18 protein-coding genes are annotated in these 24,683 nt (G+C 57.7%); 17 read left to right on the top strand and 1 reads right to left on the bottom strand.

Annotated features, from left to right (window positions below):
• The first annotated feature begins 105 nt into the window (after positions 1-105).
• The 6 genes from MJA45_RS27865 to MJA45_RS27840 all read left to right on the top strand — a co-directional run bounded on the left by MJA45_RS27865 (position 106) and on the right by MJA45_RS27840 (position 10,109).
• Entirely contained in the window at positions 106-4,245 is a 4,140-nt protein-coding gene (locus MJA45_RS27865) for an OmpL47-type beta-barrel domain-containing protein (RefSeq protein ID WP_315605147.1), read from the top strand.
• Positions 4,246-4,403: 158 nt separating this feature from the next.
• Complete coding sequence (locus MJA45_RS27860; protein ID WP_315605146.1) at positions 4,404-6,068, top strand: DUF4091 domain-containing protein; 1,665 nt, start codon at positions 4,404-4,406, stop codon at positions 6,066-6,068.
• 10 nt (positions 6,069-6,078) lie between these two features.
• Complete coding sequence (locus MJA45_RS27855) at positions 6,079-7,398, top strand: Gfo/Idh/MocA family protein (protein ID WP_315605145.1); 1,320 nt, start codon at positions 6,079-6,081, stop codon at positions 7,396-7,398.
• Between the two features lie 241 nt (positions 7,399-7,639).
• Positions 7,640-8,365 carry a Na-translocating system protein MpsC family protein gene (locus MJA45_RS27850; protein WP_315605144.1) on the top strand — a complete coding sequence of 242 codons (726 nt, stop codon included), beginning with the start codon at positions 7,640-7,642 and terminating at the stop codon, positions 8,363-8,365.
• A 154-nt stretch (positions 8,366-8,519) separates the two neighbouring features.
• The gene (locus MJA45_RS27845; RefSeq protein ID WP_315605143.1) at positions 8,520-9,716 is read left to right on the top strand and encodes a ParM/StbA family protein; all 1,197 of its coding nucleotides are present in this window, start codon (positions 8,520-8,522) and stop codon (positions 9,714-9,716) included.
• A gap of 45 nt (positions 9,717-9,761) precedes the next feature.
• Positions 9,762-10,109, top strand: coding sequence for a hypothetical protein (locus MJA45_RS27840; protein WP_315605142.1), 348 nt, complete (start codon positions 9,762-9,764; stop codon positions 10,107-10,109).
• 87 nt (positions 10,110-10,196) lie between these two features.
• Here the strand turns inward: MJA45_RS27840 and MJA45_RS27835 are convergent, their stop codons facing one another.
• A complete protein-coding gene (locus MJA45_RS27835; RefSeq protein WP_315605141.1) occupies positions 10,197-10,454 on the bottom strand; it encodes a GlsB/YeaQ/YmgE family stress response membrane protein in 258 nt (85 codons plus the stop codon).
• Between the two features lie 132 nt (positions 10,455-10,586).
• Between MJA45_RS27835 and MJA45_RS27830 the strand changes: the two genes are divergently transcribed.
• The 11 genes from MJA45_RS27830 to MJA45_RS27780 all read left to right on the top strand — a co-directional run bounded on the left by MJA45_RS27830 (position 10,587) and on the right by MJA45_RS27780 (position 24,614).
• Positions 10,587-12,110 (top strand): HD-GYP domain-containing protein, encoded by a 1,524-nt coding sequence (locus MJA45_RS27830; protein ID WP_315605140.1) that lies wholly within the window; start codon positions 10,587-10,589, stop codon positions 12,108-12,110.
• A gap of 190 nt (positions 12,111-12,300) precedes the next feature.
• Positions 12,301-12,744: a MarR family winged helix-turn-helix transcriptional regulator gene (locus MJA45_RS27825; protein ID WP_315605139.1), complete on the top strand. Its 444-nt coding sequence runs from the start codon at positions 12,301-12,303 to the stop codon at positions 12,742-12,744.
• A gap of 53 nt (positions 12,745-12,797) precedes the next feature.
• Positions 12,798-15,980 (top strand): MMPL family transporter, encoded by a 3,183-nt coding sequence (locus MJA45_RS27820; protein WP_315605138.1) that lies wholly within the window; start codon positions 12,798-12,800, stop codon positions 15,978-15,980.
• Between the two features lie 416 nt (positions 15,981-16,396).
• Complete coding sequence (locus MJA45_RS27815; protein ID WP_315605137.1) at positions 16,397-17,422, top strand: ion channel; 1,026 nt, start codon at positions 16,397-16,399, stop codon at positions 17,420-17,422.
• Positions 17,423-17,638: 216 nt separating this feature from the next.
• Positions 17,639-18,043: a Fur family transcriptional regulator gene (locus MJA45_RS27810; protein ID WP_315605136.1), complete on the top strand. Its 405-nt coding sequence runs from the start codon at positions 17,639-17,641 to the stop codon at positions 18,041-18,043.
• Entirely contained in the window at positions 18,013-18,750 is a 738-nt protein-coding gene (locus MJA45_RS27805; protein ID WP_315605135.1) for a winged helix-turn-helix domain-containing protein, read from the top strand. The genes MJA45_RS27810 and MJA45_RS27805 overlap by 31 nt, the downstream gene beginning before the upstream one ends.
• A 94-nt stretch (positions 18,751-18,844) precedes the next feature.
• Entirely contained in the window at positions 18,845-19,210 is a 366-nt protein-coding gene (locus tag MJA45_RS27800) for a phasin family protein (protein WP_315605134.1), read from the top strand.
• A gap of 1 nt (position 19,211) precedes the next feature.
• Positions 19,212-20,885, top strand: coding sequence for an ABC1 kinase family protein (locus tag MJA45_RS27795; RefSeq protein WP_315605133.1), 1,674 nt, complete (start codon positions 19,212-19,214; stop codon positions 20,883-20,885).
• Between the two features lie 203 nt (positions 20,886-21,088).
• Complete coding sequence (locus MJA45_RS27790) at positions 21,089-21,553, top strand: hypothetical protein (protein WP_315605132.1); 465 nt, start codon at positions 21,089-21,091, stop codon at positions 21,551-21,553.
• Between the two features lie 160 nt (positions 21,554-21,713).
• Entirely contained in the window at positions 21,714-22,478 is a 765-nt protein-coding gene (pdaA, locus tag MJA45_RS27785) for a delta-lactam-biosynthetic de-N-acetylase (RefSeq protein WP_407083177.1), read from the top strand.
• Between the two features lie 108 nt (positions 22,479-22,586).
• Positions 22,587-24,614, top strand: coding sequence for a putative bifunctional diguanylate cyclase/phosphodiesterase (locus MJA45_RS27780; RefSeq protein WP_315605130.1), 2,028 nt, complete (start codon positions 22,587-22,589; stop codon positions 24,612-24,614).
• Positions 24,615-24,683: the final 69 nt, after the last annotated feature.

Genomic DNA, 24,683 nt, shown 5'->3' with positions numbered 1-24,683 from the left:
AGTACAATTCCATAAAAGAGAAAAGTGCAGATTTTGCACTTTTTTTTGTTTGTATGGCTGGTAAGGTAGGGGTGTATTCAAAATCTAGTCTGGGAGGAAAGGTGGATGCGCTTGAAAGCAAGAAATGTTTTCAGCCTGATGATGTCGGCGGCGCTGGTCATGTCAGCGGGGCTGATCCCCGCTCCAGTCGCCAAAGCAGCAGGAAACACCTATTATGTAGCAACCGGGGGGGATGACTCCGGTCCCGGTACTTCCACGAGCAGCCCCTTTAAAACGATCGACAAGTGTGCTCAAGTGATGCAGCCGGGGGATACCTGCGTAATCGCGTCAGGTACTTATCGGGAGACGGTCACGCCGGCAAACAAGGGAACCGCCGCAGCTCCGATCACCTTCCAGGCTGCACCCGGCGCGACTGTCATTGTAAGCGGTACCGAAACGGTAAACGGCTGGAGCCCCTACAACGGAAACATTTATGCTGCGGATCTTCCCTGGGATTTAGGCAAAGAAAATCAATTGTTTGTCAGAACCGATACGTCCGTCACTCCACTATGGGAGGCGCGCTGGCCGAATATTTCCCAATACAGCCTGCCTGGATTGAGAGCCGGTACGGCGACGGCCGATTCCGGATCGGGGACGACTCTGGTGGATTCCGATCTGCCGGGCGGCGCCGATTTCTGGAAAGGCGGAACGATATGGGAAAGGGGCGGTTACGGCTATGTTGCCATGGGCAGCAAGATTACGGGTTACGACAATACCACCCACACCCTAACCTATAATCCGATTGCCGGTAATTTCTCGGATTTATATCCTATAAAGGGAAGCACTTACTTCGTCAGCGGCGTGTTGGGTGCACTGGATGCCCCGAACGAGTGGTATGTGGACGCAGATGCCCACAAGGTCTATTTGTGGGCCCCGGACAGCGGAGTTCCTACGAATGTCGAAGTGAAGAAACGCAAGACGGCCTTTAATTTAAACGGCAAAGATTATATCCATATTACGGGCATTCAGACCTTTGCCGCCAATATCACCATGAGCGGATCCAACTATAACGTTCTGGACAGCATTAACGCCCAGTATGTTTATTTCTCGAACTTCTCCCAGAGCACCAGCAATGCCGACCAGCTTAACGGCGGGATCAGCATAAGCGGACACGACAATGAAATCAAGAACAGCACGATTGCTTATTCTTCCGGTACTTTGGTCAATATCGACGGAAGCAACAACCGCATTGTGAATAACGTTATCCATGAAGGCAGCTACTTTGCCTCTTACGATCCGTTGGTCAAGCTGTCGAGCGGCAGCGGAAACTTAATCAGCCGCAATGAGATCCGCGGGTCCGGCCGATTCAATCTCTATTGGAGATCGGGCAGCGGCGAGATCTCCTATAATGATATTTCGGAAGGGATGTGGCTTTCCCGGGATGGCGCTATGATCTACAGCTGGGGAACCGACATGGGCAACAGCAATGTCCATCATAACCTGATCCACGACAGCAAGGGAACGGATATGAGCGTCGGCCTTTATTTTGATAATTACTCTCAAAATGTGGTAGCTCATCATAACGTCATTTACAACAACGATGTAGGGATTCAGGTGAATACCCCGGGCAATTACCGGCTCATCTATAACAATACCGTGGTGAATAACGGCCTGAGCAGCATCGGGTACTGGGGATCGGCTCCCTACGCCAATGAATTGTACGGATCGAGAGTCTACAACAACATCTTCACGAATGCGGTGGGCTTAACCGCGGATACGGCAAGCGGCTTCAACACGACTTCGGCAGCGGGCTTGAACTTTGTGAATGCCTCCGCAGGCAACTTCCGGCTGAAGGCTGGCTCTACCGCCATTAACACAGGTGCCGTGATTCCGGGGATAACGGACGGTTATGTCGGTCCCGCACCGGATACGGGCGCCTATGAATTCGGCGGAGCCGATTGGACGGCGGGACCGGATCTGACCCAAATTCCCGGTCCGTATGTACCGGTGGATACGCCCTATATGAACCTGCTGAAGAACAGCGGCTTCGGCTCCGATCTGCTGAATTGGCTCAAATGGACGACGGATGGAACAACGGTTTCCGTTCCGGTTGGCGCTACGAATGCGAATGTGCCTGCTTGGCAGAAGAGAGGATACTCGGACAAATTGAAGCTTGGTCCCAAAGGAGCCGGAGTGGAACAAAAAATAACCGGTCTTAAGCCCGATACCGAGTATAAATTTGTAGCGTGGGTCTATAATGAGCCCGGCGAAGCCATTAATCTTGGCGTGTTTAACTATGGAGGAACCGCCATCGATATCACTTCGAAAGATGAGCAATATGTGCGAAAAGAAATTACGTTTAAAACGGGCCCAACCAACACGGATGCAAGGGTTCGCATTTACAAGAATGGTTCGGCTGCCGGTATTTCTTACGCGGACGATGCCGGTGTATTCGAAATAACGCCTTTCAGTTCCGGAGTGAGCCAAACCCTCTTGAAAGATGTGAGTCTCTCGACGCCTTCCAACACTTATAAGGTTGGGGATCAGGGAACGCTCACTTTGAAGGGCACGCAGCAGGACGGCAAACCGGCCGATCTCACCAAAGCGGATGTTCAATTTACTTCGAGCGACCCGGCTGTTCTAAGGATTGACCAGGTAAGCAACGCGGCGGCAGCATTTACGGCTCTTTCGGCCGGTCAAGTCACCGTTACGGCTACGGCGTCGATGGACGGCATTTCCAAAGGGGTCACCCAGATGCTGACGGTATTCCCCACCAGTTCGGAGACCGGTACGGAGTGGACGGTGAGAAATTATGGTCCAGCCGGCAGAGGCTTTACGACCGCCAATAGCGACGGTACCGTTAATTTTATCGGCATGGGCTCCAATGTATGGGATAAGGCGGATGATTTCGCTTTCCTCAGCAAGGAAATCCAATTGGCGGATCCGAATACGAAGGTAACGATGACAGCGACCATCGATTCCCTCGGAGCCAATGATCCGGCATCGGTTGGTCTGATGTTCCGTGACAAGGATACGGTTGATTCCCACCATGTGCACTTCCGCGTGGACGGCAGTGGTAAGGTGCTTCGATATGTGTTTAGAAGTGATGAAAGTATACAGGACGCGCTCAAGCCGGTTGCCCAGCAAAAATATTGGGGTTCCCAAACCGGACTCTTGCTGGATTTCGGCGGCAAGAGCATAACGGCTCCCTTCCAAATGCAGCTGGTGAAAGAGGGTAACAAAGTAACCGGATATTATTTTAATGAAGGCCAGTGGGTCTCCATCGGCAGCACCACGGTCGAATTCAGCAGCAACACTTTCCTCGCGGGAATCGGCATGTACGCAGGAGCGGGAAAACCACCGGTGAAGGCGGTTATTTCCAAGCTTGAGGTGAAAGTGGACCGCGAACTGGCGAAAGTGGAAGCTTCCGCTGACCACACCTTACTCGGTGCTGCGGGAACCGCTGCTATTTCGGTAAGCGGCACCATGAGTGACGGCTCGCAAGCGGATTTAAGCCAAACCGCCATTACGTACACGAGTGATAATAACGGAGTGGTTACCGTCGATGGCAGCGGAAAGGTTACGGCCGTGGGGGAAGGGACAGCGAATGTTACCGCTTCTGTCACCGCCGGAGGTAAAACGTTCAGCAGCAGCGTAGGATTTACCGTTGACGCCACGGCTCCAACCACTATAGCAGCCGTTACAAGCCAGTCGGGCAAGAACGGATGGTACACTTCTGCCGCAACGGTTACCTTAAGCGCCTCTGACAATCTGTCCGGTGTCGCGGCAACGGAATACCGGGTCGGAGACAACGGCAGCTGGATCTCTTATACAGGGCCGGTAACCTTCTCGGACGAAGGCATTACCCGTGTTCAGTTCCGCTCGGTCGACAAAGCGGGCAATATCGAAGCGGCTCAAACCGTGGAGATCCCAATCGACAAAACGGCACCGGTGCTGAACGTCCAATTGGATAAAACATCGATTTGGCCGGCGAACCACAAAATGGTTACCGTAAATGCAGCCTGGAATGCCAGCGATTCCGCATCGGGTGTGGATTCCGTGATCTTGACCTCCATCACAAGCGACGATGCCGCCATGAAAGCGGAGGACATCCAAGCCGATATCGGTACAGCCGCGGCTTCCTTCAGCCTGCGGGCCGAAAAGGATCGGATCTATACGATCACCTATACGGTTACCGATAAAGCAGGAAACTCGACGACATCTTCCGTTACGGTCACGGTGCCTCATGATCAGTCCGGCAAATAAAATCGGGTGCCTTATCTGCAAATGATGTTCTTTAGCACACAAAAAATCAAATCTTGCTTTTCCTTTGTAGAGAAAAGTGCGGAAAACGCACTTTTCTTTACTTTCATGTCTGCTAATCTTTAGTCCTATAGAGAAATCCAAAGAAAGGGGTCTGCCGGATGCCGGAGCCAACCAAGCTTTTTGAAACGAGGGGCATCAGTTCCCTCGAAAAAGTTTTTGCCGACCAGGACTTGGATGCGGTGGCCTATAATCGGGCATCCGCTTTACAGGGCGAGGCCTATGCTTTTCAGGTTGCCTACTGGGCCGCTTCCACCATCGTGCCCATCTCGGTGAGTGTCGACTCGACTCTTGCGGATCGGATCACCCTTCGTTCCGTCGGCTTGGCACCATCGGATCTTCCCTGCCAGAGCGGCCATGACGAGAATATCCTCCGGGAAACACCCGGTCTTTATCCGGACCCGCTCTTGCCGATTAAGCCTACGGCAGGGGTAGCGGGCCTGCCTAAGCAATGGCGTTCCGTTTGGGTGACGATTGAATTGGACGAAAACACGGCGATCGGGAAGCATCTCATAACCGTACGTTTCTCAACGGAAACCGAAGGGCTTCTTGGGGGGGAAAGCTTTGAATTGGAAGTGATCGGGGCGCCGCTTCCCGAACAGACCCTGATCCATACGGAATGGTTCCATTGCGACTGCTTAGCCCAGTATTACGGGATAGAGGTATTCAGCGAAGCCCACTGGCAGATCATCGAGCAGTATGTGAAGACAGCGGTTAAGCATGGGATCAACATGCTGCTGACTCCGCTGTTCACCCCGCCACTTGACACGGCGGTAGGAGGCGAGCGATTAACCGTCCAGCTGGTGGAGGTGAAGAAGGACGGGAATGGGTATTCCTTCGGATTAAGCCGGCTTAAGCGGTGGATCGACATGTGCCATACGGCAGGGATCCGGTATTTCGAGTTTTCGCACTTTTTTACCCAGTGGGGAGCCAAGCATGCCCCGAAAATCATCGCGGAGGTGGACGGGGAGCAGAAGCGCATTTTTGGCTGGGACACGGATGCAGCCGGCGAAGCGTACAAAGATTTCCTCCACCAGTTCCTTCCCGTTCTCGTTGCCTTTCTTTATGAGCAGAAGCTGGAGAAGCACAGCTATTTCCATATTTCGGATGAACCTCTGCTCGAGCATAGGCCGTGGTACCGCAGCGCCAGCGAAGTCCTGACGGCGCATTTGAAGGGAATGCCGGTCATGGACGCCATTACCAATCTAGAGTATTACGAGGAAGGCTTGGTGAAACGGCCGGTACCCGCCAATAACCACATCGAGCCTTTCCTCGAGCGGGGGGTCCCCGAGCTTTGGACGTATTACTGCTGCGTTCAATACAAGGAGGTTTCCAACCGTTTCTTCAACATGCCGTCCGCACGCAACCGCATGATGGGCATCCAGCTGTATAAATTTCAAATGGCGGGCTTCCTGCACTGGGGCTACAATTTCTGGAATACCCGGTACTCTTTGAAAGCAATCGATCCCTACCGCATTACCGATGCCGGCTTCCATTTTCCATCCGGCGACGCTTTTCTGGTTTATCCGGGCGAGGACGGCAGACCCGTCGAATCGATAAGGATGGAAGTTTTCCAGGAAGGGCTTCAGGACTTGAGGGCGCTTCAGCTGCTGGAGAGCCTGATCGGGCGCGATCAGGTTCTGGAGATGATCGAAGAGGGCCTTCCCGAGCCTCTGACCTTCCGCAGCTATCCGAAAGAGGCGGCGTGGCTGCTGAATTTCCGAGAATCGGTCAATGCGGCGATTAAAGCCCATATCAATAATTGAGGTGATGGACATGACCAAAAGTCAACAAACGGGCAGCGCCGTCAGCGGTCCGGTGAAAGTGATTATTGTGGGAGCCGGAAGCCGCAGCATGAATTATGCAAGCTTCTCGAAGAAACATCCGGAGCTTATGCAGATAGTCGGAGTCGTGGATCCGGATTCTTTACGGCGGGATAATGCCGTCCGCCAGTATGATCTGCCCGATTCTATGGTCTTTACGAAGGTGGAGGAGCTTGCCGCGCAGCCGAAGCTGGCGGACGCGGTCATAAACGGGACGCTCGACGCGCAGCACGTCTCCACCAGTGTACCTCTGCTTCGCAAAGGCTATGACCTGCTGCTGGAGAAGCCGATCGGTATTTCGGAGCAGGAAGTTCTGGAGCTCTATGAAGTGGCGGAGGCTCACGGCCGCAAGGTCATGATCTGCCATGTGCTGCGGTATGCGCCTTTTTATGTGGAGCTTCAGAAGGCGCTCTCGGAGGGGGTTATCGGGGATATTATCCACATCCAGACCGAAGAGAATGTGGATTACCACCATATGGCCACCGCATTCGTCCGCGGCAAGTTCGCGAATAGGGAAAGAGGGGGCTCCTCCTTTCTGATGCAAAAATGCTGCCATGATCTGGACCTGATCACCTGGTTTAAAACGGGTGTGCGGCCGGTGAAGGTAAGCAGCTATGGCAATATCATCCAATTTCGCGAGGACCGTGCCCCTCAAGGCTCAGGTACCCGCTGCCTGACGGACTGCGGCATAGAAGAAAGCTGTCCTTATTCCGCCAAAAAGCTGTATGTGGACCATCCGCTCTGGGGCACCTATGTATGGCCGCGTTATTTGGAAGGGGTCCGGCTGAATACGGAAGAGAAGCTCCAGAGCCTTCGTACCGATAACCCTTTCGGGCGCTGCGTTTGGCGGTGTGACAATGATATTGTGGACCATCAGGCGGTCCTGTTCGAATTCGAGGACGGGAGCACGGCGGTCCACAATTTGGTGGGAGCGACCGCGAAAGCATGCCGAACCGTTCATATCACGGGAACGAAAGGCGAAATCCAGGGCTTGCTGGAGGACGGCGTCTTTGTCATTCGGCATCCGGATTTGGCCGAGGGACGCACTTACACGGAGAAGCGTGTTGAAATCCCCGTTAGCAACGATATGCACGGCGGCGGGGATCACCGGCTGGTCGAAGACTTTTTGCGTGTGGTCAAAGGGCAGGCGACTTCCCCGTCAACCGCTTCTCTGGAAAACTCGATCATCGGCCATTTGGCCGGGTTCCGTGCGGACGCTTCCATGCGTACGGGTCAGTCCGTCGTAATGGATTGGAAGGGGATGAAGGTATAGGGACTTCGATATTGCGCTTCCCTCCCCCGCCGAAATATGATAGAATCATGTTCGGTATCGCAATCGCATAACTTGGGTAAATGAGTGAATCTATCATTTGATATAAGTCACCTTCATGACCTGGCTTTTCCTTTGAACAAAGGGGGAGTTGGGTCATTTTTGTTTTCCAAGATATTCTACCGGCAGGGAGGCAGACGAGATTCGTCACTAGTAGAACGTAGACAGGGACGGATCGGCATACATGAAGCAACCAATCGCTAATTCACTTCAGCAGCACATAGCCAGCTATATCGGGAGGCAGCTCCGCGACATCTTTGGCAAGGGGCCGGAATCGGTGTTCGTCTCCATAGGAGGGAGTTACCTGACCGTTTATTTGCGAAGCTTCCTTACCCCATCAGAGAAGGCCCTCCTGGAGCATGGCCAGGAAAGGACCGTCCGCCGGACACGGGAGAAGCTGATGCCTCTGCTGATTTCCCCCTTGACGGAATGGTTGGAGCATACAACCGGGGTCAGGCCAAGCGAAGTTTATTATGACTGGAACCTGCCGGAAGGCACCGGCATGCTGGTGTTGAAAGGCTCATGTTCCTTTGAAGGCTTTCCGGAGCCGAATGGCTCCTTTAAGGGGCGGGATGGACTGGTGCGGGAAGTGGTCCGGGTGTCCCACCAGGTCGAGAAAGCACCCGATGGTCTTGAAACGTACGAGATGAACGGGCGTACGCTGCTGTTCGTCCGCAAGGGAGTGCTGGTTCAAGTGGAGAACGAGCTGATCCGGCTCGGCCAGGGCGAGTTCTTGAAGGACGTCAAGCGCAGCCTGGAGAAAAGACTGCTGGAGCGCTTGAAGGGCTATGATCCGGGGATGAACAAACGGATCGCCGAGGTGTTTGTCGACTGGAGCTTCGAATTGGACAAGAGTGTCATTCTGATGATTCTCCGCTCCCACTCGGAAACAGCCGGACCGGACCTGTAAAGGGCGCCTTACGATATTTTCCGCTTCAGGGAGGAAAAATGGTCCTTCCTCTCGAATCTTATAAGAGAACGGCCTTAAAGCCGGTTGCAAATCGACCCGAGGTGTGACAGAGTATTACCGTGCACTATTTCTACATAAGAGGAGGAAGGACTTCATGCAGTACCATTTTTTTGTAGGCAACGACAACGGAAACAGCGAGCATGACCTGATTATTGACGGACGGCTGATTCAGCAGCCCAATGTCAATTGTCCGGTGGACGAGCTTCCGTGGAGCGAAGAGCAGGCACCTGAGAGTTTCATCCGTAACCTGCAGGATCAGTTGGTCGTGACAGTCGATTCTCCGGCGGCCCGTCCGGGCATGTATTATGTCGGCAAATTCGCTCTGGAGAGCGGAGAAGTAATTGATAATCTTCAAATCGGCATCGACATGAAATGCGACATGGACCTGCCGGTCGTGAACACCCTTGCCCAGATCGCTGCGGCAGCCGTTCAGAAAGCCTATGACGAAGAGAAGAGAATTCCGGATCACATCGAAGTGCAGGCCGATATGGCTACCGCGCTTCCGGTGACCCAGCATACCGACGAGACGTCGGCCAAGTTCGAAAGACGCTTCATGGCGGGCACCCACCATGTTACCGTTCATCTGGGCATCCAGCGCGTAGCGGTCCGCATCATTTTCCAATTCACCAAAGTGGTTCCTGAAGCGACCCCGGTTATCTTCACCCTCCAGAAGGACGGCGAAGGAAACTGGCGCGAAGGCGACATCTTCGACGAATTCACGGATACGTACGGCATCGACAAGAAGTTCAACGGAAGCTTCTTCAAAGATAAGCGGATTCTGCATGTCGACATCGGCGACGGCTCGACCGAGTACCCGATTACCGAGGGCAACAAGTTCCTGCGCCAGTTCGTGCACGGAAGCCATCATGGAGCGGGTTATGCGATTGAGGAAGCGCTGAGCGAGTTCAACCGTCTCATCCATCTGCCGGACAGCCCTCGCCAGTTCTTCAGCGACGTGATCAAGAACCCGAAGCACAAGTACCACGCCCGGGCGATCAAAACGCTGAAGCGTCCGCTCGAAAGCCAGGCGAAGCAGATCATCCAGAACGTCAAGCGCCAGCTGACCAAAGCAAGAAACGAGATCGACGTGATCTGCGTGTATGGCGGCGGCAGCATCCTGATGCGTTCGATCCTGTATCCGCTTCTGAAGGAGCTTTGCGACGAGCGCGAAATGAAGCTTCTCTACGTGCCGAGCGATTACGCCGTTCGCCTTAATGCGATGGGCCTCGATGCGTTTGTCCGCGGCAAAATTTACGAAGCCCTCAAAACGAAAGCGGTCCAGCCTGCCTAAGGAGAGACGGCGGGTAATACCAGCCGTACCGGAAGGTGACCTTTTATGAAGAAATCGAAGCAGCCCGGTGACAACATCAGCCTGAAGACGAAGAAGAACGAAGACCCCGCCATCATGCAGTGGATCAACTCCCAGACGAACCTGATGGATTCCATCCGCTACCTGATTGAGAAAGAGGTTACCCATAACGGGGTGCGCAACCTGCAGGCCTTTATTCCGGCCGAGCGGGGCTTCACGTCCGAAGGAAAGAACGGACAAGCCGGCCCCTCCGGCGAAGTGGCGGCGGTTTCCCTCCGGGAGACGGCGGCCGCGGCCCAGCAAGAGGAAAAACGGCAGCCGGTTAAGGCGCCGGATGACGACATCGACGACGAAGATATCGAGTCTTGGACTTGATCCGTCAAGCCGGTCCACACAAAAAGACAGCCTCTCACGAGGCTGTCTTTTTTGTCGTTTTCCTCCAAGGGGAGGAAAGGGCGTTGGTTACGCCCGGTTGCGTCCCATCGAACGCATGATCAGGCTGACGATGAACACGAGGGCGACAGCCCCGATCAAAGCCGGCAGGATATAGAATCCGCCTACTTCCGGACCCCAGTCGCCAAGCAGCAGCCCGCCGAGCCAAGCCCCGATGAAACCGGCGATGATGTTACCAATCACACCGCCCGGAATGTCGCGGCCCATAACCAGGCCGGCCAGCCAACCGATAATACCGCCGATAATCAAAGACCAGAGAAAACTCATTGTGTCCCACTCCTTTTTCATTTGTGTTGGTTAGTGTACCTATTTTTAACCTAAGCTACGTAGGTTTAAACATTAAAGTTTTTCCTGCCGATAAAAGATAGGAGATCATTCCCAAAACGGGCCCGATGACTTATGATTAGAAGAAAAAACCAGTCGGCCGAAAAATGGAAAGCCCTGCGGCCGGGCGAAAAGGGGAAGGCCATAACGATGAAGCAGCGCAGTTGGATCGGCCCGGCGGCGGCCGTACTTATTCCTTATGGTGTGTTTGAGGGACTGAAGGCGGCGGGTTCCGCCGATCCCATGCTTATCATGCCAAGAGGGCATTTCTATATTGTCAGCGCGGTGGCGCTGCTCGCTTTGGCTCTGGCGGTGGCCGTCGGCATTGCAGGCAGGCGTCTTCGGAATGGAAAGGTCGGATTTCTCGCTCTTTCTTTCATTTCGCTTGCCTCCATCTTTGCCGTCCATGGACTCTCGACTCCTAACTTCATGATCCATGCGAGCCACCTGCCGGCGGTCTCGTCCCAGCTCAGCATCCTTCTGGCCTCCCTGTGGCTGTGGCTGTCTTCGCTACCGTCCGACGATCCGTTCGTTACCTTCATGTCCAGGCCCGGCCGCTGGCTTCTGCCGTTGTGGACCAGCGTGCTCCTGCTTCTCGGGGGCGCGGGTCTCCTGTTTCCCCACGCCGTCGATTTCATTCCCCTCGATATTCACCCGCTTAAGGGGGGAGTCGCCATGGTGACCATCCTGCTTAACGGCGTGACCATGTACCAATACTACCAGTCGTACCTCTATTCCCGGTTTCCTCTGCAAAAAGCGATCGTATACTCCTGCGGCTGGCTCATTACCGCCCAGGTTATCATCATCCGCGGCGAAGCATGGCGGGCTTCGTGGTGGTTGTATCACTTCCTGCTCTTGGGCTCCATGCTGGTGATGCTGGCCGGGCTGTACCGGCAGTACGCATCAAGGCAGTCCTTGTCAGGGGCGGTACGCGCTCTGTTCACGAACGACCCGATCGAACGGGTGACGAACTCCATCTCCCCGAGCGTTCAGACTTTGATGGCGTCCACGGAGCAGAGAGATCCGTACACGGCGGGGCACAACTTCCGGGTAACGCTGTATGCGCTGAAGCTTGCGGAGGAGCTGCAGCTGCGCCCCGATGAGCTTCGGGCCCTGGCCCAGGGAACCATCGTGCACGACATCGGCAAAATGGACATCCCCGACAGCATCCTCAACAAGCCGGGCAGGCTCAGCCCCTCGGAAAGGGCCATTATCGAAACCCATCCCGTGATCGGGTATGAGCGGTGCCGGCGGCTCGGGTTCCTTCCAGAGGAGCTGGGCATTATCCGCTCCCATCACGAGAAATGGAACGGCGGGGGCTACCCCGACCGCCTGACGGGAGAGGAAATCCCGCTGATGGCGCGCATCGTGGCCGTAGCGGACGTCTACGACGCCCTCACCTCCAGGAGAGCCTACCGGCAGGCGATGCCTCATGAGGAGGCGATGGCGTTCCTTGAGGCGAACCGGGGGAGTCATTTTGACCCGGCGTGCGTGGATGCCTGGAAGCAGGTGTGCGGACGGGATACGTCCATTTACGAATACCCCCTTAAGGTGCTCGGGGAGCGGGTGCCGGGTGCGGTTCTCAAGGGAGCGGGCTAGGCACGGGATGGAACGGGTTAAGCCATCGAGCCCTGCCAGCCGGCAGGGCTTTTGGCTGACTGGAGAAAAAGCCCTATTTCCGATTGACGGAAACGCAGCCCCTCTGATATAGTTCTACTGTGAAATCATTCGACAGTCGAACTAAAGGGACGACCCTCCCTTTTACCCCTAGAAGGAGAACGTGAACAACGTGGACAACGAATTTCTGAGGCAGCTTATCGAACGGTACGAGAGGGCGACCTTCGTCGTCAACCGCCGGCTGAACGCCATGATCAAGGAACGGATGGAGGAGGAGCTCACCCTCGATCAGTATTCCACCATTCGTTACATCCGGGGCCGGGGCTCCTGCACGTCCTCAGAGCTTGCGGACAGCTTCTGCGTAGGCAAAAGCTCCATCACGGCAATCGTCAACCGGCTGGCCGACAAAGACCTGATCCGGCGTCTGCCGGATGAGAAGGACCGCCGGGTCACCTATTTGACCCTCACGGAGGAGGGCGAGCGGCTCGCCCAGGCGGGCGAAGAGAAGATTCAGGAGCTGCTATCGGGGTATCTTCAGCATTTTGACGAAGAGGAAGCCCGCCAGTTTATTCAAACCTACGAGAAGCTGGCTAGGGTGCTCCTGTCTGATTCGTAAAGAGCTGGGCAGGCCGGAACAAAGAAAGAGAAAAGGGTAAGGGAGAAGAAAACATGAGAACAATTCTGAAGCTAAGATGGCTGGTGCTCGTTCTGTGGCTGGCGGCGGTGGCGGGGCTTGCCGTTACCGCCCCTTCGATGGAGGAGCTGGTCCGCGAGAAAGGGCAGATCAATGTGCCCGACGGGTATTCCTCCAGCCAGGCGAATAAGCTCATCAAAGAGATGAAGGCGGGCTCCGGCAAGGAAACCGGCGAAGCCTCGGCCGTGCTGGTGTTTCATAAGGAAGGAGGGCTCGGCGCCTCCGACAAGGAGGAGATCCGCCAGGGCCTCGACAAGCTCAAAAGCGAGAAGGCGGCTCACGGCATTACCTCCGTGACCTCTCCATATGATTCCAAGGACCTCGAGAAGCAGATGATCGCCGGGGACGGCCAGACGGTGCTGGCCCTCGTGAACGTCGATAACAAGGACCGGACCCCCGCGGAAATGCGGGACGGGCTTTACAAGGCCGCCGAGGGCATTAAGGTGGAGCATTACTATACCGGTGACTGGCTGATCGGCGAGGACGTCGTGGAGAGCTCCCAGGAGGGCTTGAAGAAGACGGAGTGGATCACCCTGATCTTCATCATGGCGATCCTGTTCCTCGTGTTCCGCTCGGCGGTCGCCCCGTTCATTCCGCTTGTGACCGTGGGCGTCAGCTATGTCGCTTCGCAGTCGGTCGTCGCCTTCCTGGTCAAGTACTGGGATTTCCCGCTGTCGAACTTTACGCAGATCTTCATGGTGGCGGTTATGTTCGGGATCGGGACGGACTATTGCATTCTGCTTATCAGCCGCTTCAAGGAAGAGCTCGCCCACCGGGGCGATACGACCGAAGCGATTGTCGCCACGTACCGCACGGCAGGACGGACGGTGTTCTACTCCGGTCTTGCGGTGCTGGTGGGCTTTGCCTCCATCGGCTTCTCGACCTTCGTGCTCTACCGCTCGGCGGTGGCCGTGGGAGTCGGGGTTGCCGTCCTGCTGATCGCCCTCGGCACGCTCGTGCCGTTCTTCCTGGCGGTGCTCGGCAAGGCGGTCTTCTGGCCCGCCAAAGGATCGCTCGAGCACAAGCCGAGCGGGCTGTGGGGCGCGATGGGGCGCTTCGCCCTGAAACGGTCCGTCTGGGCGCTGCTGCTGCTGGCGGTTCTGACGGTCCCGCTTCTGGCGGCTTACAAGGGCTCGATCTCCTTTAACTCCCTGGACGAAATCGGCAGCAAGTACAACTCGGTCAAAGCCTTCCAGGTCATCTCCGCCAGCTTCGGCCCCGGGGATTCCCTTCCTTCGACGCTTGTGCTGAAGAGCGACAAGGCGCTCGATACGCCGGAAGGACTGGCGGCCATGGAGCGGGTCAGCCGGGAGCTGGCCAAGGTGGAAGGCGTGAAGGCGGTCCGGAGCGCGACCCGGCCGACGGGCGATCCCCTGGAGGACTTCCAGGTGGCCAAACAGGTCGGCACCGTAGGCAGCGGCCTCGGGCAGGGCACCGAGGGCCTCGGTCAGATCGGCAAGGGGCTGACGGACGCCAGCAAGGCGCTTGGGGAGAACGCCCCCAAGCTGAATGAGGCCGAGGCGGGCGCCGCGAAGCTCGTGGACGGCACGAATGCGCTGAAGGCGGGCGTCGTCCAGCTGGGCGACGGCATCAAGCGCATTGAGCAGGGCCTGCGCGACGGCACCGCCGGGGCGGGCGAGCTCCAGGCCGGAGCGGCGCAGGCGAAGGCGAGCGCCGACCGGCTGGCGGCCGCGGCCAAGGAGCTGCTGGGAGGCTACCAGCAGATCGGCGGCGGCCTCGGCCAGCTGTCGCAGGCCTACGGCGACGCGGCCGCCAAGCAGGCGGAGCTCGCGAAGGGCTTAGGCGAGCTGAAGAGCGGTCTGAGCGGCCTGGCGCAGAAGTATCCGGAGCTGGCTAACGATCCGGATTATGTCAAGCTCCAGGGCGCCGCGGCGGGCCTGCAAAGCGGTGCCGAGCAGCTCGGCGCCGGGCTCGGGCAGCTGAACGGCCAGCTGGCCGGGCTGGAGCAGGGGCTCGCTCAAGCGAACGCCGGCTACGCGCAGGCCGTAAGCGGCCAGGCGGCGCTGGCGCAGGGCCTGCAGGGCCTGGCCGACGGCCTGGCGAAGCTGCAGACCGGCCTCGCGCAGGCGGCATCCGGCCAGGGCCAGCTGGCGGCGAACCTGCCCGAGGTGACGAAGGGCTTCGACGCCCTCGCGTCCGGGCAGAAGGAGCTGCAGGCCGGCTTCGCGCAGCTGAACGGCCAGCTGGGCGAGCTGACGGGCGGCCTGAGCCAGAGCGCGAACGGCCTCGCCCAAGTGACGGGTGGGCTGCAATCGGCCGAAACGTACTTGAACCAGCTGTCGTCCGCGCCGGATAAGCAGCTGACGGGCTGGTACATCCCCGATCAGGCCGTGAAGGACCCGGGCTTCCAGCAGGCGCTGGACACGTATCTGTCCAAGGACCGGAAGATCGCCAAGTTCGACGTCGTCTTCACGGGGAACCCGTATGAGATCGAGACGCTGAAGAAGACCGATGACCTGACCGCCGCCGCGGGACGCGCTTTGAAGGGAACCGGCTTCGAGAAGGCCGTGTATGCCGTCTCGGGGGTGTCCTCCACGAACAACGACCTGCGGCAGATTTCGGCGGACGATTATTCGAAGACGGCGCTTCTCATGCTGGTGGGCATCGGCTTGATCCTCATCCTCATGTTCCGCTCGGTGATCATGCCGGTCTACCTCCTGCTTTCGCTCATCTTGACGTACTACACGTCGATGGCGATCGCAGAGCTGATCTTCGTCCGGATGCTCGGCTATTCCGGCATTTCCTGGGCGGTGCCGTTCTTCGGCTTCGTCATGCTAATGGCGCTCGGCATCGACTACAGCATCTTCCTCATGGACCGCTTCAAGGAATACCGCGGCATGGACCCGCAGGAAGCCATCCTGCTTGCCATGAAGAAGATGGGAACGGTCATTCTGTCCGCGGCGGTCATCCTGGGCGGAACATTCGCCGCGATGCTTCCTTCCGGGGTCATGTCGCTCCTGCAGATTGCCACTATCGTGCTGTGCGGCCTTGCGTTGTATGCGCTCCTTATTCTGCCACTGTTCATACCGGTCATGGTGCGCATGTTCGGGCCGGCCAACTGGTGGCCGTTCATGAACCGGCAGGAGCCGGACGATGAAGATTATGCTCCGGCGGTCGGGCGTCCGGTCAGCCGGTAACAACATACGGGATCAGACACCAGTCTAGAAGAGGCCACCCTCCAGGGATGGCCTCTTTCTCGTCCCCCAATCCGGCCGAACCATCACGACGGAGGAGTTCCAGGGTGGGGTTCCTCCGGAATCGGGATGACTTGTGGCGGGGGCTTTGGATTCCCCGGGCGGGATGTGGTATTTTTAGAAGAAAAGGAACGGAGGGACCGAATGAACCCCAAACGGCAGGAAAAGCGCCTCGCGCTGCTGATGATGGTAGTGGCCGGTCTGCTGCTGCTGTCCATTCTGAGTAAATTCTGGAGGGGGTAAGCGGTCCGCTGGGAGAGCGCCCGGATTGGTGCCGGAAGGAATTCGGGTGATTCCGAAGGCCCGGCGGAACGAGACCAGGCGTAACGGCCTATTTTGTGAGCAGAGGGGATCGGGGAATGCACTTCTTTTTGCGGTATGCTTACCGGCTTTTCCGTTTGAATAACCGGCTGCTGGCCGTTATGACGGTCGGCTTCGTGCTGATCGGGTCCGCCGCGGCCTATGCGCTGGAGCCGGATACCTTCGGCCACTGGTTCAATAGCCTCTACTGGGTCATGACCACAATGTCGACGGTCGGGTACGGCGATTATTCCATGAAGACGATTCCCGGGAAGGCGCTGACGATGGTGCTGTACCTGTTCGGGATCGGGCTTCTCAGTCTCGTGATCGGCAAAATTCTGGAGGCGTTCGCCTCTATCAAGAAGAGAAGGGAGACGGGGCAATTGGCGTACCGGGGAAGCGGTCATGTGGTTATCATCTCCTGGAACAAAAAAGCTCAAGCCGCCGTCGAGGAGCTCCTGAGCTCCGATCCGGGGCTCGAGGTCCTAATCGTGGATGAGAACGAGCGGCTTCCGTATGACCACGAGCGCGTCCATTACGTAAGCGGCAGCCCCACCAGCGGCGATACCCTGGAGCGGGCGGGGGTGGGTACGGCGCGGGCGGCGATCGTTTTCGCGGATGAGCGGATGGACGACTACCAGCTGATCGACGGCAAAACGCTTCTGATTGCATCGAGCATCGAGGAATTCTCGCCTGACGTTCATACCACGGTGGAAATCATGTCGGAGAAGCATATCAAGAACTTCCGGCATGTGAAGGTCAATGATTTTATTCTTTCCCATGATGCGGTATCGAGCCTGGCCGTCCGGTCCGCCCTGAACGAGGGGACGATCGACCTGTACCGGCAGCTTATCTCACGGCAGGAGGGGGAGGATATTTACGAGGTGCCGCGCCGGTCCCACTGGCGAACGTACCGGGAAGCCTTTCAGGCTCTGCTGGAAGAAGGAGCGACCCTCCTGGCCGACCGGGGGGATCTCGGCATCAACCGCAAGCTCGACGAGCCCATCCCGGAGGGCGCGCGGCTGTATGCCGTCTGCCACCCGGACACCTTCCGGCGGCTTAAGGAAGCAAGGGAAAGCGGCTAGCGCCTTATCCGCAAAGGAAGCTTCCTATTCATTTTAATTGGCATACGGAGGCTTTCTCCTAACAAAGCTACCGGATAACGCGCAATAGCGTCCGGCAGCGGAGGCATAGGCCTTTCTACGAGTCAATTGTCACGGGATGGCAATTGACTTTTTTGTCATTTAAATTTAAACTAAGTCTAAATCTAAAATATTCTAACATAGAAGCAGGCGATCTCCATGACACGCAAAGGACAGCTGACCGTTCAGCGCAAAACCATATACGACCTCATTGCCGAAGCCCCGGATCACCCGACGGCGGGAGATATTCTGGAACGGCTGAAGGAACAGGGGCATGCCTTCGCTTATGCCACCGTCTATAATTCGCTCCGCTATTTGACGCAGGAAGGGCTGGTCCGCGAGCTGAAGCTCGAAGGAGACGCGAGCCGCTACGATGCCCGGGTGGAGGACCACCATCATATCGTATGCCAGTCGTGTGGCAAGGTGGATGAAGTGTTCGCCGAAGCTCCCGGTGACTGGATCCGGCGGATTGCCGAAGAAACGGGCTACGACGTTCAGGAGCAGCATTTTCTTTTTAAAGGGGTGTGTGCAGAATGCAGAACTACGAAGAAGCCGTCCCATTAAGCACCTTGGCGTACGGGCAAACGAGCCCCTATGGCGAAGCCGCGGAGACGGGCAGCTACTGCGGCACGACGCGGAGAATCGTCATTGTGAGCCCCCGGCCGGCGCTACTGTATCCCGTCGTGCTGGAGCTGACGGCCCGGTGCTACGACGTCATGCTGTTCCATCACGCGGATGAAGCGGTGCTCGGCCTCGCGAACGGGGCGATGCTTCTCGTCGACCGGACCCAGGGGGGACCGGAGGCGATTCGGCTTCCGGCCGGCGTCCGCCCCGCCCTGTCGCTGGTCGGCTCGGAAGCGCAGGCCGCCGAATGGGGAGAGCCCGGGCTGCTGTGGCCGGCTCCGCTCGCCGTTGTTCTCGAGCGGATTGAGCGGACCGCCCGGGAGGACGAGGTGCGGGAGCACACCGCCGGCACGCTGCAGCACAAGGACCTCACCGTGGACCTGCGGCGGATGACCGCACGCCGGGAAGGAGAGCGGGTGGAGCTGACGAAGACCGAATACGACCTGCTGACCGCCCTTCTCGCGGCGGACGGGGAAGTGCTGACGCGCGACGCCCTGATGGACCGGGTGTGGGGAGACACGTACTTCGGAGGAAGCAACACCGTCGACGCCCATATCAAGAGCCTGAGGCAGAAGCTCGGTGACGATCCCCGCCGGCCGCGCTATATTGCAACCGTGCGGGGAGCCGGTTACCGCCTTGCCGATTGATGGCCGGACGGGGACAGTTTTTGCCGGAAACCCGATAAATCGTTTGCCCGTCGGGGTAATATACTAGTGAGAAGCCAAAGGAGGCATGACGAGAATGAGTGATATTCTGAAGAAAGCGATAGCGTTGGGACTCGGCATCACGGCGGCCAGCCGCGACAAGGTGCAGCAGTTCGTCGATGAGCTGGTGGTCAAGGGCGAGCTGGGCCAGAGCGAATCGAGGGACGTCGTGAACCGGCTGATTGCCCGCGGGGAAGAGCACCGGAGCGAGATCAAGCGGATGGTCCAGGAGCAGGTGAGGAAGGTGCTGGCGGACCTCGACGTGGCGACGAAGCAGGATCTGGAAGACCTGGAGCGCCGCATGACCGCAGCGTCCACGGCCTCCACCGCGTCCACCGAGACCGTCGTCACACCGGAGACTCCGGCTCCGCCGGCCAAACCGACCGGGCCGCCGTCCTTCTGATATGGCGATCAAACTCCGGCATACGAGCCGCTATAAGGAGATCGTCGTGGCTCTGGTCCGGCATGGTTTTGGCTACATGGTAGAAGAGATGGGGCTGTTCCACGTCCTGTCTCTTCCCCGTAAATGGCTGCACCGGGGCGCGGAGAAGACCCCTCATACGTTTGCCGAGCGCATCCGCCTCGTTATAGAAGAGCTGGGCCCGACGTTCATCAAGCTGGGCCAGCTTTCCGCCACCCGGCAGGACCTGCTGGCCCCGGAGCTGGTCAAGGAGCTGCAGAAGCTCCAGGACCAGGTGCCGGCCTTCTCTATGGAGGAGGTCAAGGCGATTCTGGAGGAAGAATTACATACGCCGATGAACGAGATATTCAGCGAATTCCGGGAAACGCCCCTGGCGGCCGCTTCCATCGGCCAGGTTCATTATGCCCGGCTGCACTCGGGAGAGCGGGTGGCCGTCAAGGTGCAGCGTCCGCACGTGGACAAGATCATCGAGCTTGACCTGGACATTCTGCATGACCTGGCCGCACTCGCCGAGCGGCGCATCGGCTGGTTCGAGCGCTACCGGGTGAGAACGATCATCGAGGAGCTGTCCCGTTCCATGCGGGAAGAGCTCAACTATACCCGGGAAGGGAAGAACACGGACCGGATCGCCGCCCAGTTCCTCCAGCATCCCGGCGTTCGCATCCCGAAGATTTACTGGCCTTATACGACCTCCAAGGTGCTGACCATGGAGTATCTGGACGGCCTGATGCTCAATCAGGCGGACGAGCTGATCGAACGCGGCCATAACTTGAAGGTAACGGCCGAAAGGCTCGTCAACGCGATGTTTCACCAGGTGCTTATCGAAGGCTTCTTCCATGCGGACCCGCATCCCGGCAATGTGATGGTGCTGACCGACGGCAAGATCGCCTTCGTGGATTTCGGCCTGGTGGGCCGGCTGGACGAGACGATGAAGTTTCATCTCGGCTCGCTCATTATCGGCCTTATGCGCAAGGACAGCGACGCGATCATTCATGCCATCTCCCAGCTCGGCCTGCTGACGGACGATGTGGACATGGCGAGTCTCCGGCAGGACCTCGACGAGATGCGGGAACATTATTATGATATTCCCTTGTCCCAGGTAAGCCTGGGAGAAGCGATGAACGAGATGTTCGCCGTGGCCAACCGGCACCGGGTGCTCATCCCCACCGACCTTACGCTGCTTGGCAAGGCCATGATCACGGTGGAAGGAGTGGCGGTCCGGCTGTACCCCGAGCTCAGCCTCGTTGACCTGGCAGAACCGTATGGACGGCGGCTTTTCAAGGAGCGCTATCACCCGGACAAGGTGCGCCAGCGCTGGTGGCGGCAGGCGACCGAGTTCGTGGAGACGCTGGCCGGGTTTCCCCGGCAGGCGGCCCAGCTGACCAAGCTGCTGCGGACGGGTAAGCTGAAGGTGGAGATCGGGCTGCCCGAGATCGACCTGCTCCTCCGCAAGCTCGACCAGATCAGCAACCGGATCTCGGTCAGCATCGTGCTGCTCAGCTTCTCGATCATCATGGTCGGGCTGATCATCGCTTCTTCCGTCGGCAACGTCCCGGCCCTTATTCTCCATTTTCCCGTCATTGAAGTAGGCTCTACGGTAGCGGGCCTCATGTTTCTCTGGCTGCTTTATTCGATCTTCAAATCCGGCCGGTTCTGAACCGGCCGGGAGAACCCCTCCTTGCTGTTACGGCCAAGCACCCTTCGGGGTGCTTCTTTTGGTTTTGGCTGCAGGACCGGACGGCTGGTCCGTCTCTCTATGCGGACGGGCTGCCCTTTTTCCTCTATTGATAGAATAGTAGGAAATCGCACAAGCTGTTCTTCCTCTCCTCACATAAGCTGTGGGGGAAGGAGGTGAGGAACATGCCAATTTCAGCCAAGAAAGCCGTCACCAGCGCTCTCGCAAGCAAAGCAGCCGTCAAGAAGCCGGTTGTCCTTCGAACGCTGCCCCGGCTTACGCTCTGGGCCGACGCGAACTTCATGGGAACCCGGCTCCGCTTCCGGGGCAACCTGGGGGTACGCGACCTGCGGGTGCTGAGCTTCAACGACGTCCTTTCGAGCTTCAACCTCGAAGGCCGAAGGGAAACCACGCTCGTGCTCTTCCAGGATATCAACTACAAGGGAAGCCGGCGGGTGTTCAGAGGGGCCCAGGCCGTCGCTCTCCTGAGTGACTTCAACGATTTGACGTCTTCGTTCGTCGTGTCGCTCCGCCGTCTTTCGACGAGCCAGATCAACCGAATCCAACGCCTGGGGGCCGCCCCTTTCGGGTTTGCGGAGGTTCTCCCGGACGGTGTCGTCGCCCGCAAGGGCAAGAAAGTCAAGAAATAAGACGTATCCGCCGCCGCACCGCTCCTTTGGGGGCGGTGTTTTTGGCTTTTTCCCCGAGACTTGCCTGTTTATCGGCATAGGGTGAACCCTTTCTGCGCATATTATCCCTGTCCGTCTATTTGAAGAAAAGGAGAATCAGCCCGTGAAACGCATGGTTGTGATGAGCACCGTCCTCGCCCTCGTCCTTGTTCTCTTGAATGTTGCCTACGTTTCGGCGCAGGGAGACCGGCCTTATCATTTCGGCTTCAAAAAAAGCAAAAACGGCCAGCTCGCCTCGATCGACCAGGAAGGCTTCAAGGACATCCTGCAGAAGCATGAAGCTATTTTTATGGGAGACACGAAGCGCAAGGAGCTGTACCTGACCTTTGACAACGGGTACGAGAACGGGTACACGGTCAACATTCTGGATGTTCTGAAGGAGAAGGGCGTACCGGCCGCTTTCTTTATTACCGGTCACTATGTCAAGGACCAGCCCGAGCTTGTCAAACGGATGACGGCGGAAGGCCACCTGATCGGCAACCACTCCTGGAGCCATCCGGATATGACCCAGGTGCCGGACGGGAAGATGAAGGAGGAGCTAGACAAGGTCAAGACGGCCGTAGCCGAGCTGACCGGGCAGAAGGAGATGGCGTTTGTCCGCCCTCCGAGAGGGATTTTCAGCGACAGGGTGCTCGCGGTTTCCAAAGCCTCGGGCTATACGAACGTATTCTGGTCGGTCGCTTACAAGGACTGGGATACAAAGGTACAGCACGGCTCACAGTTTGCCTATGATCAAGTCATGGCGCAGCTTCACCCGGGGGCGGTCATTCTGCTGCATTCCGTCTCCAAGGACAATGCGGAAGCGTTAGGCCGGATCATCGACGAGGCCCGTAAGCAGGGCTACGAATTCAAAAGCTTGGACCGTCTCGAAACCCGCTCGTATTAATCGACAAAAAGTAGGCATTTTGCCCTAGCGAATAGGTCTTTCGTATATACAACATGGTATACTTTCCTTTATACTAGCGATATGGAAAATTAACGCAGGTATCGGAGAGTGGACCCTATCAATTCGCTGCAGGGGCAATATAACCTATGGATCGTGCTTCTGTCGTTCGTCATCGCCGTCGTGGCCTCGTATTTGGCCCTTAACCTTAACGCCAAGCTTTCCCAGGTACGCGGACGCCACCGGTTCGCCTGGCTGGCCGCGGGCTCCTGGGTCATGGGCTGCGGCATTTGGTCGATGCATTTTGTCGGCATGCTCGCCTACGAGCTCCCGGTTCCCATGGAATATGACATTACCATCACCTTCCTGTCGCTTCTCGCGGCCGTCGCTTCCTCCTACATTGCCTTCTCTATTACCATGCCGGAGAAAGTGGGCTGGGTGCGGTTCGGAGCGGGAGGCTTTTTTATGGGCGCGGGCATCACCGCTATGCATTATACCGGTATGGCGGCTATGCGCGTTCATGCCGACGTTCACTACATTCCCTCCTTGTGGGCGCTATCCGCGGGAATTGCCCTGGCGGCTTCTTACGCCGCCTTGTTCCTCTTCATCCGTTTCCGGCATAAGCCTTCCGCTTCCTGGTGGAAAGGCGGCTCCGCGGTGATCATGGGACTGGCCATCTGCGGGATGCATTACACGGGCATGAGGGCGGCTATGTACCATTCCATGGGCCCGATCGCCCATCAAGCCGGGATGGATATGTCGGGCAAGTTGTTTCTGCTGGCCGCGGTGACCGTGGCTACTTTTCTTATTCTCGCCGTCTCCTGGGGGGCCATGTATTTCGACCGGCATGTGCTGGAGAAGATGGCGTTTCAGGATGCCTTGACCGGCCTGCCGAACCGCCATGACTTGATCCGTTACTTCGACCGGCTGGAGCTGACCGGCGGGAAAGAGGCGGCGGTGCTGTTTCTCGATCTGGACCGGTTCAAAACGATTAACGATACGCTTGGCCATGATGTGGGCGACCTGTTGATTCAAGAGGTTGCGCTGCGGGTGTCGGCCGCTGCCGGGAAGGCCAACACGGTCTTTCGGTTGGGCGGGGACGAGTTCCTGATTGCCGCTCCTTCCGCCGGGCTCGTGCAGGCGGAGGAGCTCGCCCAGTCACTGCTCGCCGTGATCAAGCAGCCTTACCGGTTGGGCGGTCATGAGCTTTATGTGACCGGGAGCATCGGCATCAGCCTGGCTCCGGAGCACGGCTCCACGCGTGCGGCGCTGATGAAAACGGCGGACACCGCCATGTACCAGGCGAAGACCTCGGGAAAGAACCGGCACCGCGTGTTCAACGAAGAGATGGACCGCCGGCTTGTCCGGAAGCTCGGCCTGGAGAAGGACATGCGCCGGGCGCTGGTGCGGGGGGAATTCTTCGTGCTGTACCAGCCCAAATGGGATGCCCGGCACCAGCAGCCCGCCGGGGTCGAGGCTCTGGTCCGGTGGAAACATCCGGACATCGGGACGATCTCCCCCGCCGAATTTATTCCCATTGCGGAGGAAACGGGACTGATCGTGCCTCTCACCCGCTGGGTGCTGCAGGAGGCCTGCCTCCAGAACCGCCGCTGGCAGGAGGAGGGGCTGCCGTCCCAGAAGGTGGCCGTCAATCTGTCGATCCGGGTCTTCGAGAGCCAGAACTTGGGCGAAATGGTCGGCGAGGCTCTTCAGCTCTCATCCCTGGCGCCGGAATACTTGGAGCTTGAAATAACGGAGTCCCTGCTGCTCTACGACATCGAAGACATCGTCCGTCAGCTGGAGGAGCTTCGCGGGCTTGGGGTGACGGTGGCGATGGATGATTTCGGATCGGGGTATTCCGCGCTTGGTTCTCTAGACAAGATGCCGATCGATACGCTCAAGATCGACCAGCTGTTCATCCGGGAGAGCAACCTGGAATCGAAGCAGGCTATCATTCTGGCTATCATTATGATGGCCCGCCAGCTGAACCTGCGGCTGGTGGCGGAGGGAGTCGAGACGGAAGCCCAGATGGCCTTCCTCCGCTCCTCGGGCTGCGATGTCATGCAGGGGTATTATTACGGCAAGCCGATGACGGAGCAAGAGATTCAAAGCTGGATGGAGCGAAGCCTCCCGGCATAGCGGCGTAAGTGTAGTGGGAAGGCCTGTCTTTATCCGGTGAGCCGGGAGGGCGGGCCTTCACGTTTACGG

The sequence above is a fragment of the Paenibacillus aurantius genome, from assembly GCF_032268605.1.
Taxonomy (GTDB): domain Bacteria; phylum Bacillota; class Bacilli; order Paenibacillales; family NBRC-103111; genus Paenibacillus_AO; species Paenibacillus_AO aurantius.
Note: the sequence above shows the minus strand (reverse complement) of the source record. Positions and strands in the feature narration are given on the sequence as shown.

Coding starts and splice junctions, on each gene's coding strand:
- MJA45_RS27790 (WP_315605132.1), top strand. CDS start 21,089: ATGCCAATTTCAGCCAAGAAAGCCGTCACCAGCGCTCTCGCAAGCAAA.
- MJA45_RS27840 (WP_315605142.1), top strand. CDS start 9,762: ATGAAGAAATCGAAGCAGCCCGGTGACAACATCAGCCTGAAGACGAAG.
- MJA45_RS27850 (WP_315605144.1), top strand. CDS start 7,640: ATGAAGCAACCAATCGCTAATTCACTTCAGCAGCACATAGCCAGCTAT.
- MJA45_RS27830 (WP_315605140.1), top strand. CDS start 10,587: ATGATTAGAAGAAAAAACCAGTCGGCCGAAAAATGGAAAGCCCTGCGG.
- MJA45_RS27855 (WP_315605145.1), top strand. CDS start 6,079: ATGACCAAAAGTCAACAAACGGGCAGCGCCGTCAGCGGTCCGGTGAAA.
- pdaA (WP_407083177.1), top strand. CDS start 21,714: ATGAGCACCGTCCTCGCCCTCGTCCTTGTTCTCTTGAATGTTGCCTAC.
- MJA45_RS27860 (WP_315605146.1), top strand. CDS start 4,404: ATGCCGGAGCCAACCAAGCTTTTTGAAACGAGGGGCATCAGTTCCCTC.
- MJA45_RS27845 (WP_315605143.1), top strand. CDS start 8,520: ATGCAGTACCATTTTTTTGTAGGCAACGACAACGGAAACAGCGAGCAT.
- MJA45_RS27795 (WP_315605133.1), top strand. CDS start 19,212: ATGGCGATCAAACTCCGGCATACGAGCCGCTATAAGGAGATCGTCGTG.
- MJA45_RS27820 (WP_315605138.1), top strand. CDS start 12,798: ATGAGAACAATTCTGAAGCTAAGATGGCTGGTGCTCGTTCTGTGGCTG.
- MJA45_RS27810 (WP_315605136.1), top strand. CDS start 17,639: ATGACACGCAAAGGACAGCTGACCGTTCAGCGCAAAACCATATACGAC.
- MJA45_RS27815 (WP_315605137.1), top strand. CDS start 16,397: ATGCACTTCTTTTTGCGGTATGCTTACCGGCTTTTCCGTTTGAATAAC.
- MJA45_RS27800 (WP_315605134.1), top strand. CDS start 18,845: ATGAGTGATATTCTGAAGAAAGCGATAGCGTTGGGACTCGGCATCACG.
- MJA45_RS27835 (WP_315605141.1), bottom strand. CDS start 10,454: ATGAGTTTTCTCTGGTCTTTGATTATCGGCGGTATTATCGGTTGGCTG.
- MJA45_RS27805 (WP_315605135.1), top strand. CDS start 18,013: ATGCAGAACTACGAAGAAGCCGTCCCATTAAGCACCTTGGCGTACGGG.
- MJA45_RS27865 (WP_315605147.1), top strand. CDS start 106: ATGCGCTTGAAAGCAAGAAATGTTTTCAGCCTGATGATGTCGGCGGCG.